The sequence below is a fragment of the Intrasporangium oryzae NRRL B-24470 genome, assembly GCF_000576595.1.
GTDB classification, from domain to species: Bacteria; Actinomycetota; Actinomycetes; order Actinomycetales; family Dermatophilaceae; genus Intrasporangium_C; species Intrasporangium_C oryzae.
Window position 1 is genome coordinate 99,715 of the sequence record NZ_AWSA01000009.1, and the last position, 19,663, is coordinate 119,377.

8 protein-coding genes and 1 pseudogene are annotated in these 19,663 nt (G+C 64.8%); all 9 read left to right on the forward strand.

Translation table 11 applies throughout. From position 1 onward, the window contains the following. Positions 1 to 29: 29 nt before the first annotated feature. The 9 genes and pseudogenes from N865_RS05935 to N865_RS23485 all read left to right on the forward strand — a co-directional run bounded on the left by N865_RS05935 (position 30) and on the right by N865_RS23485 (position 19,518). Positions 30 to 1,133 (forward strand): DNA sulfur modification protein DndB, encoded by a 1,104-nt coding sequence (locus tag N865_RS05935; protein ID WP_034802756.1) that lies wholly within the window; start codon positions 30 to 32, stop codon positions 1,131 to 1,133. A 1,328-nt stretch (positions 1,134 to 2,461) separates the two neighbouring features. After that, positions 2,462 to 5,887 (forward strand): helicase-related protein, encoded by a 3,426-nt coding sequence (locus tag N865_RS05945; protein ID WP_034802763.1) that lies wholly within the window; start codon positions 2,462 to 2,464, stop codon positions 5,885 to 5,887. Between the two features lie 143 nt (positions 5,888 to 6,030). Further along, entirely contained in the window at positions 6,031 to 8,829 is a 2,799-nt protein-coding gene (locus N865_RS05950) for a DUF1156 domain-containing protein (RefSeq protein ID WP_034802766.1), read from the forward strand. Then, positions 8,829 to 10,514, forward strand: a complete 1,686-nt coding sequence (locus N865_RS05955; RefSeq protein ID WP_034802769.1) for a DUF262 domain-containing protein — start codon at positions 8,829 to 8,831, stop codon at positions 10,512 to 10,514. Before N865_RS05950 ends, N865_RS05955 begins: the two co-directional genes overlap by 1 nt. A gap of 1 nt (position 10,515) precedes the next feature. Beyond that, the gene (locus N865_RS05960; protein ID WP_034802772.1) at positions 10,516 to 13,839 is read left to right on the forward strand and encodes a DUF499 domain-containing protein; all 3,324 of its coding nucleotides are present in this window, start codon (positions 10,516 to 10,518) and stop codon (positions 13,837 to 13,839) included. Between the two features lie 4 nt (positions 13,840 to 13,843). Beyond that, positions 13,844 to 15,682, forward strand: a complete 1,839-nt coding sequence (locus tag N865_RS05965; protein WP_051510253.1) for a hypothetical protein — start codon at positions 13,844 to 13,846, stop codon at positions 15,680 to 15,682. 96 nt (positions 15,683 to 15,778) lie between these two features. Beyond that, positions 15,779 to 18,091, forward strand: coding sequence for a HelD family protein (locus tag N865_RS05970; protein ID WP_034802775.1), 2,313 nt, complete (start codon positions 15,779 to 15,781; stop codon positions 18,089 to 18,091). 605 nt (positions 18,092 to 18,696) lie between these two features. Further along, positions 18,697 to 19,341 (forward strand): annotated as a pseudogene (locus N865_RS05975) (nuclease-related domain-containing protein); the annotation flags it as partial. Next, positions 19,342 to 19,518: a hypothetical protein gene (locus N865_RS23485; protein ID WP_245603685.1), complete on the forward strand. Its 177-nt coding sequence runs from the start codon at positions 19,342 to 19,344 to the stop codon at positions 19,516 to 19,518. The last annotated feature ends 145 nt before the right edge of the window (positions 19,519 to 19,663 follow it).

The following is a 19,663-nucleotide window of genomic DNA, read 5'->3' on the forward strand; positions in this document are numbered from 1 at the left end:
CAGTCGACGGGAGCAGTTAGGACACCATCATGAACGAGTTCCGTTCCGGAACCAAGATCCTCGTACAGAAGGGATCCATGGGCGGTCGCGTCATCTACACGGCCACTCTGACCCTCCGCGAGGCGAACAGCATCATCCCGCCGCACCCGGAGTCGGGCAGCCTCGACAGCCGCGAGCAGCGCATCACCGACCCGCAGCACGCCGAGGACATCGCCAGGTACATCGACGAGGTCCCGGACTACTTCCTGCCCGGACTCATGGCGTTTCTGCACAGGGACCCCGAGTTCGAACCGCTGACCGTCGACGGCAAGGTGATCACCGACAAGATCGGCTTCATCTGGGTCGATGCCCGCATCGCGCGCAGCCTCGGAGACGGCATGCACCGGGGCGTCGGAATCGAGCGTCAGCTCGCCGCTCACGACGACGAGGAAAACGAGAAGGCCGACGACACCATCGTCGTGAGCTTCATCGTCGAGGCAGACCGTGACAAGCGTCGTCAGGCCTTCAACGACGTCAACCGCACGCAGAAGCCGGTTCCCAAGAGCCTCGGCGTTAGCTACGACATGCGCGACCCCATCGCCATCGCTGTGAACCACACTGTCGAGGATCACCGCCTCGGCCAGCTGATCGAGCGCGAGAAGGGCACCGCGGGACGCACGTCGGGCAAGCTGACCACCACCGGCACGCTGTTCGACGCTGTGAGCATCGTGACGTACGGGTGGTCCGGCAAGCCCGGTCGCCGCAAGGGACGGGTCTCGCAGGACGAGGCCAACACTGCAGCGGAACTCCTCGTGGAGTTCGTCACGAGTGTCAAGGACATCGCTGAGGTGCTGGACAAGCCGGACAGCGAGTTGGCTGACGCCGCTAACGAGCTTCGCACGAGGTCGATCCTCGGCTCTGGCGCGACCGTCAAGGCCCTTGCTGGGGCGCTGTTCACGATCCTCAGCCGTTGCGATGGTGACGTCGAGGCGGCCCGTGCGACGTTCAAGAAACTTGACGAGCTCGACTGGGCGCCGGCCGAGTGGGTGTCGATCGGCTTCGTCCCCGAGGGCGGAAAGACCCCCCACTCTCGCGCTCAGGAGGTCCGGGCGGCAGGCCTGCACATCGCCGACCACCTGATGCCCGTGACCTGACGGTATAGCAACAGATGGAGCGCCCTTCCATGTTGGCGGGGGCGCTCCATCTGGCGTCCTTGGCACATCTTCGCTCGGTCCCCGACCCCAGCCCCAGCCCGGAGCGTGACGCCTGTCACCCGCCCAGGGATGGGCTCGATCGGGATCCCCCAGTCGGTGACGCTCGCGCCAGGAGTAGATGGCCTGACGGCGCTGCTGGTGAGCTAGGAGCTAGGCGGCAGCTGATGCCAGGGCGCACGATAGAAGCGGGCGTGTAGCTCGAGTACCTATCGGCCGACCAACGAGTTGCCGAATCTTGCCCGGAGCTGGTGGGCGTGGTTGAGGTCCACCGGCACCGTGAGGATGCTTCCGAGCTGACCCTTCAAGGCGACGGGGCGGATTGGGCATCAGGTGCTCCATCGCTCGGCCGAGGCGGGCTTGCTCTCGCACATCAGCGCCGTCTACGGCGAACTACTGCCGCGCCCCCCTGCGATTCCTGCGGGCTAACGACCCTGGCGCAGGCAAGACGATCATGGCCGGGTTAAAACGCGAGAGCTCTCGCAAGAGGCCGGCAGTAATTCCCACAAGCTCACTCGAATAGGGCCGCCGGATACTGAACCAGCTGGACGCCCGGACTAGACGCTGACCGCCCAAGATGACACGCTCTGGAACCCCAAGCCAAGTCGGCCAGCGCGAGGGAGCACGCGGTGAGGCTCCGTCAGAACGACGCCCAGTGTGAAAGCGACCACCAGCCACCTTCGTTGCGTGCTGCCCCGGAACTGCACGAGACTGAGCCATGACAACGTCCCCGCCCCTGATGCCCCCACGCGCGGGCGACCCGATCGCCGTCGACATCAGCTACGTGAAGCGGCGGAGCGCAGAGAACCAGGCCAACCACTGGAATGAGGTCTTGGCCGATGACGCCGTGTTCGGGCCGGCATCTGGTTTCGCGGTGGGTGTCGGCGCCCGCGCTGACGGGAGGTACCCCCTGATATGGGTCCCAGTGGAAACAAGGCAAGATCCGTAGGGAACTGCCGGGCTCACGTTGATTTCGGGGTTCCAGCGCCGCCCTTCAGTGCGCCGGTAGCGAGCCGAGTGGACGGTAAACCGCAGCGCGCCGCTCCTAAACCGCGATAGGGCTGACTCACATGCAGCACGTGGATCGCCTATGCGTCAGGGAAACATCGACAAGTACGTGCGCTGCCTTCGAGCAGATGGTTCTTGGGCGGAGTGTTCAGCGACATACGCGAGGTACGGGTGGACGATCGCCGCTCCCACGGGACGACTGCTCCGTTCCGCCGCGGATTGTCCGCATTGGTCGCTATGGTCGGGCGGGACAGGGGGATGGATTGAAACTCGAGGACATCGCGTCGGGAGCCCACGTCGAGGGGCTCGGCCCGACAACTGCGGTTGTCCTCGCCGTGCAGTGGCACGGGGAGGACGCGCTGGAAGTGACGTACAAGGCTGCGAGCGGGCTCCTGGGACAGCGGGTCGTCTACCGCTCTGATGAGCCGACCCTCAAACCGGCCAACGTCGGCGGCCGGCCCTTCGATGCGTCCGCCGCTGACTTCAAGCTTGCGGCCGAGGCGCAGCGAATCAAGCTCGCTGGGTTGTTCGACCCCATGCTGGCCGTCACCACCAGTGATGTTCAGCCGCTGCCACACCAGATCCGTGCCGTCTACGGTGAGCTGCTCCCCCGCACGCCCTTGCGCTTCCTGCTGGCCGACGACCCTGGCGCTGGCAAGACGATCATGGCCGGGCTCTACATCAAGGAGCTCCGACTCCGCGACGATGTCCAACGCTGCCTGATCGTGGCTCCCGGCGGTCTCGTGGAGCAGTGGCAGGACGAGCTGTTCTTGAAGTTCGGGCTCCGGTTCGACATCCTGACGAACCAGCTAGTCGATGCGAGCCTCGCCGACGCGGTCTTCCAGAAACACCCGCTGCTCATCACCCGGATGGATCAGCTGGCGCGCAATGACGACCTGAAACGGCAGCTCGAGGACTCCGAGTGGGACCTCGTGGTCGTCGACGAGGCGCATCGGATGGGAGCGCACTACTTCGCCGGCAAGCTGGAGAAGACCAAGCGCTTCCAGCTCGGCGAGCTGTTGGGCCGCATCACCCGCCACTTGCTGCTGATGACGGCCACACCCCACTCGGGAAAGGAGGAGGACTTCCAACTCTTCCTCACGCTGCTGGACCGGGATCGGTATGAGGGAAAGTTCACCAAGGGCGTCCACGCGGCCGACACCAGCGGAGTCATGCGCCGCATGGTCAAGGAAGACCTACTGACCTTCGAGGGCAAACCGCTCTTTCCGGAGCGCGTCGCTGAGACAGTGCCCTACGAGCTCACCGAGCTCGAGCAGGAACTGTACGAGCAGGTCACCGAGTACGTCCGAGAGGGCATGAATCGAGCCCAGAACCTCGATGGCAAGCGCCGCAACACCGTTGGCTTCGCCCTCACGGTGCTTCAACGCCGACTGGCCTCGAGTCCGGAGGCGATCTATCGATCCTTGGTGCGCAGGGCGGAGAGGCTGGACCGCAACAAGCAGGCAATCCTCTCCGGGGAGGTCACCGCAACCGAGGCGTTCAGGCCGGACTCAACCGTCCCGGACGATCCCGACGAGTACTCGGCGGACGAGATCGAGGAGATGGAGGAGGAGCTCGTTGACTCAGCGACCGCAGCGCGGACGGTCGCCGAGCTCGAGACCGAGCTTCAGGAGATCGCTGCTCTCGTCGCAGCAGCCAAGCGGGTCCGCGACAGCGGCCAGGACCGGAAGTGGGTCGAGCTGCGGACCATTCTGGAGGACAACACGCTCGAGCCGACGTCAGCCGACGGCGCTCCCCGCAAGCTCATCATCTTCACTGAGCACCGCGACACGCTCGACTACCTCACCACACGGATCCGTTCCCTTCTGGGCAAGCCTTTCGCCGTCCAGGCCATCCATGGTGGCGTGAGGCGTGGGGAGCGTCGTCAGCTCACTGAGGAGTTCACGAAGAATCCAGAGGTGCGGGTGCTACTGGCCACGGATGCGGCCGGCGAGGGTCTCAACCTCCAGGTCGCGCACCTCATGGTCAACTACGACCTGCCCTGGAACCCGAATCGGATCGAACAACGCTTCGGCCGGATCCACCGGATCGGCCAGACAGAGGTGTGTCGGCTGTGGAACATCGTCGCGAGCAACACCCGAGAGGGTGAGGTCTTCACGCGGCTATTGGAGAAGATCGAAGAACAGCGCAAGGCTTATGGCGGGAAGGTCTTTGACGTCCTCGGTCACGCCTTCGACGAGACACCGCTACGCGACCTGCTCCTCGAAGCCATCCGCTATGGCGATCGGCCCGAGGTGCGCGCGAAGATGCACCGGGTCATCGATGCCAGCGTCGCTGAGGGTCTCAAGGAACTGCTCGAGGAGCGGGCGCTCGCCAACGAGACGCTCGCGGAGGCGGATCTAGCCGCGCTGCGCCGCCGCATGGACGAGGCGATGGCTCGACGCCTGCAGCCGCACTACATCGAAGGCGCCTTCCGCGAGGCGTTCAAGCGGATCGGAGGCAGGCTGGGTCGTCGGGAGCAGGGGCGTTTCGAGATCGGCAACGTTCCCGTGCAGCTGCGCACCAGCCGCCACCAACCCGTCGCGACCCGGTACGAGCGAGTGGCCTTCGATCTGGCTCGCGTCGAGCCTGACGGCCTGACGCGCGCCGATCTCATCGCCCCTGGACACCCTTTACATGACGCCGTCATCGACGAGACGATCTCTCGGTGGGGCGGCAGTCTGGAGCGGGGCGCCGTCCTCGCTTCCGCCGCCATCGACACGCCTCAAGTGTTGGTGGCCGTGACGCAGGAAGTCGTTGACGGGACCGGCGCGTCGATCGCCCGCCGCTTCGGCTACGCCTTCGTCAGTGAGAGCGGCGAGGTCAGCCCGGCGGGCCCGGCCCCCTACCTCGACATGGTCCAGGCGCCGAGCGGCCAAGCAGCCACTGCGCTACGAACCCTCCCGTGGTTGGGCGCTGCAGAGGCGAGAGCGACGAGCTGGATCATCGCCAAGCAGCTCCCGGACTTCTTGGATGAGGTCCGAATGCGGCGAGCGGCGGAGATCCGTCGCACCCGAGAACTAGTGTCGCTGCGCCTCAATACCGAGATCAACCGGCTGTTCGCTGACTCAATCGTGGCGTCTGATGCCGAAGCCCATGGCCAGAAGGTGAAAGAGAGCTCGGAGGGCCTTTCGAGGAAGGCCACCGAACTCGAGATCCGGCTGGACGCCCGCCTGGCTGAGCTGTCCGTCCAGGAGTCGCTGTCCACCCGGCCGCCCCACGTGGTGGCCGCGGCGCTGGTCCTCCCGGTGTCCCACGTCGAGGAGGATCTTCCCGGTGATACGCCGGCACATGCTGTGGAAACCAAGGAGGTCGAACGGCGGGGGGTCGACCTCGTCTTGGCCACGGAGCGAGCGCTGGGGCGGCGGCCCCTCGAGCAAGCCTTCAACAACCCGGGGTTCGACATCCTCTCCGAGTCGCCCGACGGGCTGCCGCTGCGGATCGAGGTGAAGGCACGGCTCGCCGGCGCCGAGGACTACTTCGTCACGCACAACGAAGTGATCACGGGCAAGAACGCCGTCCCTCGGTACCGTCTCGCGCTCGTCCGGGTCGATCCCGAGGGTCGAGAGCATGATCAGGTGCGCTACCTCGGCAATCCGTTCGCCAACGTCGAGCTCGGCGACTTCGATGCGATGGGTGTCCGAGGCGACTGGGCCAAGTCGTGGAGCAAGGCTCAGGAGCCCTTCTGAGATGCCAGCGAAGACCCGTATGCCGCCTACATCGCCCGGCGTGTCCGCGTCCGCTCGTGCCCGGTTAGGTTGGGCACGATGTTGTTGTCCACAGTCGTGGCACCTCCAAGCCCCTAGCCAGTGCCTGAAGAACGAGGAAATGCATGACCGCCGCGCCCAAGCGCAAGCTCATCGAGGTCGCCCTACCGCTGGAGGCGATCAACCGCGAATCCGCGCGCGAGAAGTCGATCCGCCACGGTCACCCGTCGACGCTGCACCTCTGGTGGGCCAGGCGTCCGCTGGCAGCGGCACGGGCGGTGCTGTTCGCCCAGCTCGTCGATGACCCCTCCAGCCACCCTGAGCAGTTCCCTACAGAGGAAGCGCAGAAGGCGGAGCGCGACCGGCTACACGAAATCATCAAGGAGCTGGTGGTCTGGGAGAACGTCCGCGACGAGCGCCTCCTGGCAAGGGCCCGGGCCGAGATCCTGAAGTCGACCAACGGCAACCCTCCCCCCATCCTCGACCCCTTCGCCGGTGGCGGCACCATTCCCTTGGAGGCGCAGCGTCTCGGCCTGGAGGCACATGCGTCAGACCTCAATCCGGTGGCCGTGCTCATCAATAAGGCCCTCATCGAGATCCCACCGAAGTTTCGCGACCAGCCCCCCGTCTTCCCGGGGCTGGCTGATTCGCAGACGATCCCGTGGAAAGGCGCTCAGGGCCTGGCTGCGGACGTGAGGGCCTATGGGCAGTGGATGCGGGAGGAAGCGGAGCGACGCATCGGCCACCTGTACCCGAAGGCGACCCTGCCGGATGGCTCGAAGGCGACTGTGATCGCCTGGATCTGGGCCCGTACTGTCACTTGCCCCAACCCCACCTGCGGAATCGAGATGCCGCTGGTCAAGTCTTGGTTCGTTAGCAAGAAGAAGGGGGGCGAGGCGCACATCACCCCCGTGGTAGGTGAGGCGGGCGAGCGGCGTATCAACTTCCTTGTCGTGAAGGGCGCTCCGCGGACCCCGGACGGCGATGGAAAGGGAACCGTGGGGCGCACCGGAGCCATTTGCGTCGCCTGCGGGGCTGGCGCTGATTTGAGATATCTTCGTGACGAAGGCCGATCGGGGCGCATGGGCGCTCGTCTAATGGCTACCGTGGCTGAAGTTGGCCGGAAGCGAATATATCTCTCTCCGGACGGAGAGCAAGAGGACGCCGCGCGCGTGCCTAAACCCTCTGGTCTTCCTGACGGCAGGCTTTCAACTCATCCCCAGTACATGGGCGCGCCGAGGTACGGCATGACTGACGCCGCTGACCTGTTCACACCGCGCCAAGCCACCTCCCTCCTGGCGTTCAGCGACTTAGTCGAGGAGGCCCGTTCACGTGTGCTGGATGACTCCCTCAGGTTCGGCTCCCCCTCGGGTCGTGGGCTCGAGGATGGTGGCAGCGGAGCGCAAGCCTACGCAGATGCCGTCGCGACATACTTGGGAATGGGGGTCAGCCGACTCGCTGACATAGCGAACTCCTTGGCACGGTGGGAGAACACGAAGACGCAGGTTCGGAATCTGTTTTCCCGCCAAGCGATCTCAATGGTGTGGGACTATGCCGAGACGCCTCCGTTCGGCAAGGCCGCTGGGGCCTTTGAGGTCAGTTTGTCAAGCATCGTCAAGGCGATCCATGACACTGGCGGCCGCTGCGCCTCGCCCACACAGGCTGACGCGGCGACGCGGGACTATAGCGGGTACGCGATCAGTACAGATCCGCCGTACTACGACAACGTTCCCTATGCCGACCTTTCTGACTTCTTCTACGTCTGGCTCCGAAGGAGCCTCAAACCCGTTCATCCGAACCTTTTTGCAACAATGTTGGTGCCCAAGTCCGAAGAGCTTGTTGCCAATCACTTGAGGCAGGGCGGGAAAGATGGGGCAAAGGATTACTTCGAGCGGGGATTTAGACGGGTCTTCTCACGGGCCCGCGATTCGGCCTCGATCGATATACCTATGACAGTCTACTACGCATTCAAGCAACACAATACAACCTCCGATGGATCCGCTTCGTCAGGTTGGGAGACGCTGTTGGACGGAATGATCCGCTCCGGTTGGGCTATTACCGCAACCTGGCCTCTTCGCAGCGAACTGAGCAACCGAATGCGAAGTCTCGGCAGTAACGCTTTGGCGTCCTCAATTGTTCTCGCCCTGAGGCCGAGAGGGTCGGATGCGCCCACGACGGATCGGCGAGGGCTTATCTCGGCCCTACACGCAGAAATGCCTGAAGCCTTGCGCAGTCTGCAGCAAGGAGCAATCGCTCCGGTGGACCTTCCACAGGCGGCGATCGGCCCCGGGATGGCAGTCTTCAGTCGCTATGCCTCAGTCCTTGAGTCGGACGGCACGGCAATGACGGTGCGCTCGGCCTTGGCCCGGATCAACGAGATCCTCGACCAAGTGCTCAACGAGCAGGAGGGGGACTTCGACTCGACCACCCGCTTCGCCATCGCATGGTATCGCCAGCACGGCTACGGCACCGGCAAGTTCGGCGACGCCGACAACCTCGCTAGGGCGCGTAACACGTCCGTCGACACGATGGACCGCGACGGCATCCTCACCTCCAGGGCCGGCAAGGTGACGCTCGTAAAGCCAGTTGAATTGTCGGCCGACTACGACGTCGTGGCAGATCTGCACACAAGCGCCTGGGAGGCGCTCCACCATCTCATCCGGGTCCTCGACTCAGAAGGCATCGCCGCGGCGGGCCGGTTCCTGGCTGCCGCTGTCCGTCGCCCTGACGGTGCTATCGAAGGCGATCTGGTCAAGGAACTGGCCTTCCTTCTCTTCCGTCTTGCCGAGACGAACGGCTGGACCAAGGATGCGATCTCCTTCAACAGCCTCGCCACGTCTTGGCCCGAGATCGTTGACGCCTCCCGTGCTGCGCCCCCTTCTACACTCGCCCAGTCCGCCTTTGACTTCGACGAGGATGCCTGATGTCGCTCAAAGCCCATGAGTACCAGCTGCGGAAGATCTTCTCCAGCGACTTCGACTTCACCATCCCCCACTACCAGCGGCCCTATGCGTGGGAGACCGAGCAGGCCCTGCAGCTGCTCGATGATCTGGAGGATGCGCTCGAACGTGACCTTCAGGACCCGTACTTCTTGGGCTCACTCGTGCTCGTCAAGCCGGAGGACTCCGATCCCGCCGCTGACGTCATCGACGGCCAGCAACGCCTGACCACGCTGAGCATCCTCTTCAGCGTCCTGAGGGACCTGTCCACCGATGCGGAGACCGCGAAGGTCCTGGCTGACATGGTGCTCGAGCCCGGGGTGGCTCTGGACGGCATCCTGCCGAAGCCGCGTCTCAAGCTTCGCCATCAGGATGCGGCCTTCTTCGAGAAGTACGTCCAGACGCCGGGCAAGCTTCAGGAACTCATGGCGCTGACGGACCAAGCGCTGGGCACTGACAGCCAACGCGCCCTCCGCGACAACACCAAGGCGTTGTGGGAGCGGTTGGCCTCGTGGACCGACCCTCGACGGAACGAGCTGGCCAGCCTTGCAAGGGTGCGCACCATGCTCGTGGCCGTTTCCACGCCCAACATCACGAGCGCACATCGGATCTTCAGTGTCATGAACGCCCGTGGCCTCGACCTCACGCCGGCGGACGTGTTCAAGGCCCAGGTCGTCGGCAAGATCAAAGCGGAACAACAGGAGACCTATGCCAAGGTCTGGGAGGACGCGGAACAGGACCTGGGTCGCACCGACTTCGCTGACCTCTTCCTGCACCTACGCATGATCGTCTCAAAAGTCCGCGGCCAGCGAGAGCTGCTCATCGAGTTCCCTCAGCAGGTGCTCCAGGGCTACCTCAAGGCCGACCGAGCCGCAGACTTCATCGACCAGCTGCTGCTGCCGTACTCCCAGGCCTATGGACATCTCCTCAGCCAGGACTACGACGAGAGCCATCCGCAGTGGAGGCGGGTCAACGGCTGGCTCAAGCGGCTGACCCAGCTCGACAACAACGACTGGCGTCCCGCAGCGCTCTGGGCCTTGCGGAACCATGCTGACGACCCGGTGTTCCTCGACGAGTTCCTGTCGAAACTGGAGCGACTTGCCGCCAGCATGCTGATCCGGCGCAGCTACACAACCCCGCGAGTGACACGCTATGCCGAGCTGCTTAAGCAGCTGGACGATCAGGCGCTCGGCCTCGACGCCCCTGCGTTCGAGCTCATGCCGGAGGAGATGTCAGTGACGCTCGCGCGGCTCGACGACGAGCTCTACCTCGTTCGTCCGGTGCGCAAGTACGTGCTTCTGCGGCTGGACGAACTTCTGGCCAATCAGCCGGGAGTGACCTATGACCACAAGATCATCAGCGTCGAACACGTGCTCCCACAGAACCCCAGCGACAACAGCGAGTGGGTCCAGAACTTCACGAAGGAAGAGCGAGACCGCTGGACGCACAGGCTGGGGAACCTGCTGCTTCTCAACCGCGCTCGCAACAGCGCCGCCCAGAACTATGACTTCCAGACCAAGAAGGCAAAGTACTTCACCACGAGCAGCGGATCCGCGGCGTTCGCACTGACCACTCAGGTTCTGACACACGATGAATGGACGCCGATGGTGATCGAGGCACGACAGCAGAGCCTCACCACTATGCTGGCCAAGGCTTGGAGGCTGAACTGACATGGCGCTGTCCAACAGAGACCGGATCGGCCAACTCTTCGCCGTGATCGCGCCGCCGCTCGAGCACTTCATCACTTCTACCCTCGAGCCGCACCTGCAGCCCGGGACACCCTGGACGCGCGTCGTCACGGTCGTCGAGGGCGACAACGGCAAAGGCATCCATGCAGGCGACCCCGCCGTCCAACTAAAGCTCCTCTCCCAGAATTACACCGGCCGCTTCAAAAGGGGCTGGCTCCCCTTCAAGGGCATCCTGACTCGCACCCACGAGGCCTATGCGGGCGAGCTGCTCCAAGTGCGCAACGACTGGGCCCACCTCAAGTCCTTCTCGGACGACGACGCCTACCGGGCACTCGATACCGCCGAACGGCTGATGAACGCCATCAGCGCCGGTGACGCCGCGACAGCCTTGGAGAAGCTGCGTCTGGACCTGCGTCGGGTGACGGCTGCCAAACAGGATCGTCGGGCCATCAAGGACGACGTGGACAATCCCGCCTCGCCTGGCGTCAAGCCCTGGCGCGACGTGCTACAGCCGCATGAGGACGTCGCCCGCGGCAACTTCCAGGCAGCCGAGTTCGCCGCAGACCTTTACAAGGTCGCGGTCGCCAAGGATGCGGCCAGAGACTATTCCGACCCGGTCGAGTTCTTTTCGCGCACCTTCCTGACGGCGGGGTTACGGAACCTCATCTCCGGAGCGGTCCGCCGTCTGGCCGGCGACGACAATGCCTCTCCGGTCATCAACCTCCAGACGAACTTCGGTGGCGGCAAGACTCACTCCATGCTCTCGCTCTGGCACGTCGCCGGTCGCCTCCCGTTAACGGACTTCCCGCAAGAGACTCAGGAACTCCTGGCCGCAAGCGGGTACAACAGGGTTCCGGAACAAGTCCGCCGCGCTGCCATCGTGGGCAACCACACCGCGCCCTCGGGCCTCCCCAAGCCCGACGGCACCCAGGTCAACACACTGTGGGGAGAACTTGCTTGGCAGCTGGGCGGTCCGGAGGCGTATGCCATCGTCGCCAAGGCGGATGCTGACCGGACACCGCCCGGGCAGGCCCTTCATACGCTGCTGGAGAAGTACGCACCCGCCGTGATCCTGATCGACGAGTGGGTCGCGTACGCGCGCAGCCTGTTCGGACGGACGGACCTGGCCGGAGGCACGTTCGACGACCAGTTCACCTTTGCCCAGTCGCTCACGGAGGCCGCGAAGGGAACCTCCGGGATCCTTCTCGCCATCTCCATCCCCGCGTCGGAGAGTGGCGACGACTCCAAGCCCGTCCCCGGAAATGCCGAGGAAGTGGGAGGCACGCACGGACTGGAAGCGCTGAAGCGCCTGCAGAATGTCGTCCGCCGGGTCGCCGACCAATGGCGGCCGGCGTCCTCGGACGAGGCCTACCACATCGTGCGGCAGCGTCTCTTCACTACTCCCGACGCCGCTGCCCTGGCCTCCATCAATGCGACCGCGCGGGCGTTCGTCGACTACTACCGCAAGCACGCGGACGACTTCCCCAAAGAAGCGCGCGACACGGCATACGAGGAACGCATCAAGCGGACCTACCCAATCCATCCGGAGCTCTTCGATCGGCTCTACGAGGACTGGTCCAGCCTGGAGCGCTTCCAACGCACCCGAGGTGTGCTCCGCCTGATGAACCAGATCATCCATGCGCTGTGGGACGGCGAGGACCAGGCGCCGCTCATCATGCCGGGCTCCATCCCCCTAAGCGTCTCCGACGTCAACACCGAACTCACCCAGTACCTCCAGGACCAGTGGAAGGTGATCATCGACGCCGACGTTGACGGTCCCCATTCAGAGCCGGCGAAGATCGACAAGGAGAAACTCCTCCTCGGACAGAGGTCGCTGACCAAGCGACTCGCCCGCACGGTCTTCTTCGGTGCGGCACCGACGATCGGCTCTGCGCACAAGGGCATCGAGACGCAGCGTGTCTTCTTGGGAACTGCCGTGCCCGGCGATGTGCCCGGCAACTTTCACGCGGCTCTCAATCAGCTAGGTGACCGGGCCACGTACTTCTACTCCGGTTCGGGGAAGTACTGGTACGACCTCCAGGCGAACATCTCACGGCGCGCCAAGGACCAGGCCGAGCGGCTCCACAAGGAGGACGTGTGGGCCGAGATCGTCCGTCGCCTGAGCGACCAGGGCCGGTCGAGTGGTGATTTCGCCGGAGTGCACGTCTGCCCCGAAGACCCAGCCGACATCCCGGACACCGACGAGGCGCGGCTCGTGATCCTCCATCCGCGACTGACGCACAAGAGGGGGCAGTCTGATTCAACTGCTGTCGAGTTCGCCCACGCCGCCACGGAACGCCGCGGTGCAGCCAACCGCGTCAACCGCAACATGCTCGTGTTCCTCGCCGCAGACGAAGACCGGATGGGCGAGCTCGACGCTGCCGTCCGCGACTTCCTCGGGTGGTCCGACGTGCTTGCGAAGCAAGACGAGCTCGACCTGACCCAGAACCAGAAGAACCAAGCCCTGGAGAAACAGAAGCAAGCCGGTGAGACGGCAACTGCCCGCCTCCTCGGCACCTACCAGTGGGCACTCGTCCCGCAGGGACAACCCGTGGCGATCGGGGCCACCAAGGTGGAGGGGCAAGCGACGTCCCTTGCAGAGCGCGTCTCGAAGAGGCTAGGGAATGACGGCGCCCTGACGACGCAGCAGGCGGGCGCGGCGATTCGACACGTCCTGAACACGTATGCGAAGCCACTCTGGGAGCCTGGCCACCTCAGCGTGGGCGAGCTGTGGAAGCTGTACTCGTCGTATGCCTACATGCCGCGCCTGCGCGACCGCAGGGTGCTGAATACCGGCCTACTCAACTCGCCCCTCCTCTGGGAACAGGATGGCTTCGCCCTCGCAGAGGGCTACGACGGTGACCGATATCGAGGACTCGTCCTGCCGTCGGACCGAACCACCATCGCCATCACGGACTCGACCCTCATCGTCCAGCCACAGCGAGCGCTCGCGCAGCGGGCCAAGGAGACCGAGAAAGCGCAGAACGATCTCACGTCGAAGCCTGGCGACGAAGATGATGGTGACACCCAGGTCGCGCCTCCTCCCGGGCCCACTCCTCCCGCCACGCCGCGGAAGCGCAGGTTCTACGGAACCAAAGAACTCAGCGCTGACGGCTACGCCAAGGACTTCAAGAAGATCACCGATGAAGTGCTGACGCACCTGGCCGCCGCCCCTGGAGTGCACCTCAAGGTGACGCTGGAGATCGAGGCCATCCACGAGGAAGGCTTCGAAGAGACCAAAGTCCGCACGGTGTCGGAGAACGCCATCGTCCTGAAGTTCGAGCAGTCCGGCTTCGAGGAGCGCTGAGAGGATGGCTGCGGTGACGCTAGGCGCGGAGGCATCGCGCTCCCAGACGAGCCGCGACTACCGGGCGTTCATGCGGAGCAAGGATCCCGCCGCGGTCATTGAAACCGTGACCGCGGAGTTCACGCGATGGCTCGGTGAGAAGGGTCTGCAGCAAGATTCGCATGAGGACGCCCGCTGGGCTTCAGACAGCGGCAGCGGACAGGTTCAGCGGGAGACAACCGAAGGGGCCGAACTCCTGAGGTGCCAGCTCGTCGAGCCTGGCACGTCCATGGGCACTTGGACGACGGAGGTCCTGGCTGCATCCGAGGGCTGGATCGACGTGAGTGTCTCCAACAGTCAGGGCCGCTTCGTGGCGGTGCCCCGGCTCGCGAAGGCGCTCATGCGCGACCTGGACCTCCGCGACGCTTCCCTCCAACTGCTCGACAACGTCAAGTTGTGGGATGTCGCCGAGCTGGACATGCTCGTTGAACTCTTGCAGGACCCTGACCGGCACGGCTTGGTATTGGTGGCGGGGACAGGCCCTGACCCTGGCCTCTTCGACGCTTTCAGGGCGCGAATCCACACGTGGACTCGCGAGGTGTTCGGACTCGCCCAGAGCATCGTCCTGACACCCCAGGCGACGTGGGCGCTCGCTGAGCGCCTGAGCTTCCACGCCGTCCCGGCGTGGACGCTTCGCACCTATTACCCGGGGGTTCAACCCCTCGATGCCATCGACTCGCGGCGCCACCGCTACATGTCAACGGCGACGCTGGCTACCGAGCCTGACGCTTACCTCCGGAGCGTGCTCGGGAACGTGGCACGCGCTCACGCGGCCCGCCGTCCGGAGCCAATTGAGGTCGTGGAAGCGCGGAGAGCTTTGGACCGTGCGGAGACCGCTGCCCTCCTGGATCGGCTCGACACCCCAACGGAGCGGCCCTCGGTCACGCTGCCCGGAAGGCAGGAGACCGGTGAGACTCGGGTGCAAACGCGTGACGCAGACACGTTGCCGGAGACTCGCGAACTCGTTCCGCAGGCCGACGTCATGGCGGCCATTCGCGAGATCTTGAGGCTTGACGAAGTGAGCCCCGAGACCGTGCGCAGTGCCTTCAACGCCATGGTTGATCAAGTTCGTGAAGCCGAGCTCGAACAGATCAAGACTGCCAGCCTCCGCATCAAGGAGCAGGCTGCGCGCATCGAGGAACTCGAGGACCGAGTCCGGCTGTCAGACGAGCTCTTGGACGACGACATCCTCGAGCGGGCCTTGCTGCAGGACGAGGCCACCCGTGTCAATGCAGAAGTGAGGTGGCTGAGAGCCCGCCTTCGCGAGAAGGAGGACTACGAGGCCGCGAACGGAGCCCCGCCTGACGAATTCGAGATCGACTACCCCCAGAGCTGCTTGGAGCTGCTGGATCGGATTGCCGAGGATGACGTCTTGGTCTTCACTGGCGACCGAGAAGAGGTCGCGGCCGTTGACGAGGTCGATACCTTGCAACTGGCTGCCCGTGCCGCTTGGGATGCGTGCACCTCCCTTCGTGAGTATGCGCGGGCCCATACGGATGGCAAGTGCTCCAGCGGTGTTGATCACTTCTTGCGGCACCGTCCAGCCGGCTACGAGGGAGTCAGTCCGGGCAAGCATGGGGCCACCGAGACGGGGGTGACGATGAGGCGCTTTGGCGGCGAGAGGGTGTTCGCGGTGCCGGCTGAGGTGGACACGTCACGGTCGAAGACCATGACCGCGCACTTCAAGCTTGCTCGCATCGGCCTCTTCTCGCCCCGCCTGTACTACTACGACGACCTGAACCGGACGGGGAAGATCTATATCGGCTACCTCGGACGGCATTTGACCAACACTCAGACGAACTAGGGCCGGATACCCAGCCCCGTGACGGGGTTTGTCACCGGCTGGCGATAGTGTCCGATCGTTGCAGCGTCGCACCAGCAGAATCATCAGGGAGCCGTTTTGCCAAAGGCCGCAGAGCTCGCTCAGGAGCAGAAGTACTTCGACCGCGCTTGGGAGGAACGCGAGCGCAAGCGCGCCAACCTCAAGATCGCCCACCAAGCTGCCGGAGGTCCGAATAAGGGGATCGCTGCAGTCAAGCGGGCGGCGGATCGGGAACTCGAGAAGATCGGAGGTCCCGACGACCCCGTGGCCTTCGGTCGCTTCGACCAGAACGGCAACTGCACCTACATCGGGAACCACCTGATCTCGACCGACGAGCGCGACGTCCTCGTCATCAACTGGCAGGCCAAGGCGGCGGAGCCCTTCTACAGGGCCACCATTCAGGACACCTTAGGGTTGCGGCTCAAGCGGACCTTCACGACCGAGCGCAACAAGGTGCTTGACTTCGAGGACGTTGTCTTCGCGAAGTTGATCGAGAACCTCGAGGAGCTCACCGGCCCCGAGCAGTGGGGAGTCGACGATGCAGTTCTTCGCGATCTGGACGCTGCCCGCAGCGGAGAAATGCGGGACATCGTCCAGACAATCCATGCGGCCCAGTACGAGCTCATCCAGAAGCCCCTTGACCGACTTCTCCTGATTCAGGGCGGCCCAGGCACCGGCAAGACGGCGGTCGCGCTCCACCGAATCTCGTGGCTTCTCTTCAACCACCAAGAGGCTCTCTCGCCGCAGGACTGCCTCGTCGTGGGGCCGAACCCCACCTTCACGCGGTACATCAAGTCCGTCCTTCCGGGCCTCGGCGACGCGGACGTCAACTACCGAGACCTGCGCGCGTTGGGACCACAGTCCAGTCACGGGACGCCGGAAGAAGTTGAGCTGGCGCGTATCAAGGGAGAGCGGCGCATGGCCACCCTCTTGCGCACCGGGCTCTGGCAACGCGTCCGTTTTCCCGAGCGGGTCGAGGTCCTGGAGATTGGTACGGGCCGAGGGGCCCCAACCTTCACGCGTCAGGAAGTGGAGGCCGAACTTCGCCGGCACGTTCGTCGGGGCACCTACACGGCAGGGCGCCTGGCGTTCCGCACGTACCTCACCATCCAGAGCGGACAACGCGCTGGGCGCCGAGCAGCTCCCACCGCCCAAGCTATCGACAACGCCGTCGAGCGGGTCTGGCCATCCCTGACCGCGCAGGCCTTCTTGCGGGACCTCTTCGGGTCGCGCGAGAGGCTGCTGGCTGCTGGCGGCGATGACTTTACCGCGCGCGACATCAACCTGCTCCAGCGAACGCCGGCCGAGAAGCTGTCCGAGGAGAAATGGAGTGACGCCGACGTTGCCCTCCTCGACGAGCTCGACGAGTTGATCAATGGAAGGGCCAGCACCTACACGCACATCGTTGTCGACGAGGCCCAGGACCTCTCGCCGATGCAGTTGCGTAGTATCCGGCGGAGGTCCCGCACCGGCTCGATGACCGTGGTCGGCGACATTGCGCAGTCCACGGGCGCTTGGGCAAGGGATTCTTGGGAGGAAGTGGCCGCTGACCTCACTGGGGAGGTGGAGGTAGAGTCCGCCGACCTTACCCTGGGCTATCGCGTGCCGCGCCAAGTGTTCGAGTTCGCTGCTCAGCTCCTGCCCTTCGCGGCGCCCGAGGTGACGGCCCCCCGAATCGTCCGCGACGGCCCGGCCGAGCCGGAGCTCACAGAAGTAGAGACGGCCGAGTTGGCCACGGCTGCGGTCGCTGCGGCTAGACAGCATGCCGGTAGCGGGCGGTTCGTAGGAGTCATCGCGCCGGACAGGATCCGCCCGCTGGTGATCGACGAGTTCAAAGAACGCGATATCAGTTGGGCTGATGTGAGTGCGGGCGAGCTCGGTCAGTCCATCAATCTCGCCCGCCCGCTCGAGGCCAAGGGCCTCGAGTTCGACGCCGTCGTGGTGGTCGATCCGACGGGGATCGTCGAGGAGGCGGAGCGCGGCTATCGCATGCTCTACGTCGCGCTGACCCGCACGACCAAGTATCTGACGGTGGTTCACGACGGAGTGGCAATGCCAGTTCCCAGCCCAGACGGACTCCCGGATGAGGCGAAGGCGCTGGCGACCGTGCTGACCGTTGAGGAGCCTCCGGCTGAAGGTGAGGACATCACCGCAGCCCCGTCTCTGCCGGAACTCGACGAGTTGCCCAACGTTCGGCACTCGACCGCTGCACCAAAACCTGCTCCAAGCCATGGCGCCGACCTGGCCAATATGATCGTGCGCGCAGCGTCCGCTTCAGTAGCGGAGCAGATCAGGGCAAGCGTTGCGCCCGCTCAGTGGGCGGCACTCCTTGACCAGTTGCGGCGGGACCTGGACGTGAGTCCGGACGACCTCTTCGAGCTGTTTGACTAAGGAGCGCTCAGATCGCCCATGCGCAGTTCTAAACACCTCTCCAGAGCTCCCCTGAAGGGCTCCCCCGGGAAAGCCCGATAGGTGTGACGCTGCCACCTCGACGGATGACGTGTCTTGCCTCCAACGAGCCATACGGGAACGTCCAGGTGAGCGATCCTTTCCTCAAGCCACACCACTTGGGCCGAGTGGTGCTCCCGAGCAGGGCCGCTCGGCTTGCCGACCCCATAGGCCAACAGGACGGCGGAGGCCTGCTGAAGCCCGTCTTCCAGATGGGGCCGTGCTGCCAACCACCCTTGGGGTTCGCTCCCGACCTGCGTGACGTCTCCTGTCTGGCGAGTCGGCACGGTGAAGAGGTTTGCCAATCGTGCGTCGTCGAAACCGAGGATCTGACGGACGAGTTCGATCCGGCTCGCTGTCCGCGTACCGGACGTGAGAGGCGGGTTACTGGCGACGACCAACAGCGTGGTACGAGCTGCGGTCCTTAGATCTGGTCCTTGCATCCTCGGCCCGCGCATGCGTGAGAGCGTACGGGAGAGTTGATGATGCATAGGGTCTCTGACATGGGGACTGACGGAGGCACCGAAGGCGGCGCCGAGTTGAGGCGCATGCGGTTGCGATATCGCGGTGTCTGTCGATCATGCGGGGCTGGCCTCGCGGCCGGCACCCACGCCGTTTACGACAGGAACAACAGCACCGTGAGCTGCATCGAGTGCCGCCCCGAAGCGGCCCAAACCAGTAGCCCGGCAGGGACTGCCAAGGTCCACGACGATGAGCACGTCCACGGGTCTGCCGGCGCCTCGGCACGCAGGGAGTTCGAGCGGCGCAAGTCCGCCCGTGAGGCGCGGGTTCGCGGCAGGTATCCGCGACTGGGCGGACTGCTCCTCGCACTCTCGGACGACCCACAGAGCACCCGCGCCTGGGCCAGCGGCGCTGATGGCGAGCGTCGACTCGGGGGACACCTGGACTCTGCTTCCGGGCCACTCCTGAGAGTCCTTCACGATCGACGCGTCCCCGGCAGCCGCGCCAACATCGACCACGTCGCCATCGCTCCGAGCGGTGTGTTCGTCATCGACGCGAAGAAGTACCGAGGCCGGCCCCAGCTGCGTGTCGAGGGCGGCCTTCTGCGCCCTCGCACCGAAAGGTTGTTCGTCGGGGGACGGGACCGCAGCCGGCTCGTCGACGGGGTCCTCGACCAGTGTGATGTGGTCCGCGCCGCCCTTAGGGACTCGGGCGAAGTCCAGGTTCGGGGAATGCTCTGCTTCCTGGCCGCAGACTGGCCGCTCATCGGCGGTGACTTCCAGACGCGCGGAGTTCACGTGCTCTGGCCGAAGAAGCTCACCTCCGTCCTGGCCAAACACGGCCCGCTCACCGAGAACCACATCGCGACGATTCACCGGCAGCTCGCCCGGGCCCTCCCGCCTGCCTGAACCACTCCCCGTTGCCCCATGTGGACCTTGGTCTCTTGGACCTCCGCGGGCGCGGACCGCGCGCCCACTACGTTGCGGGCCCAGCGGCATACGCGGGCGACGCTCGGAAAGAAGGCTGTCGACGACGCTTGAAAACGAGGCCATA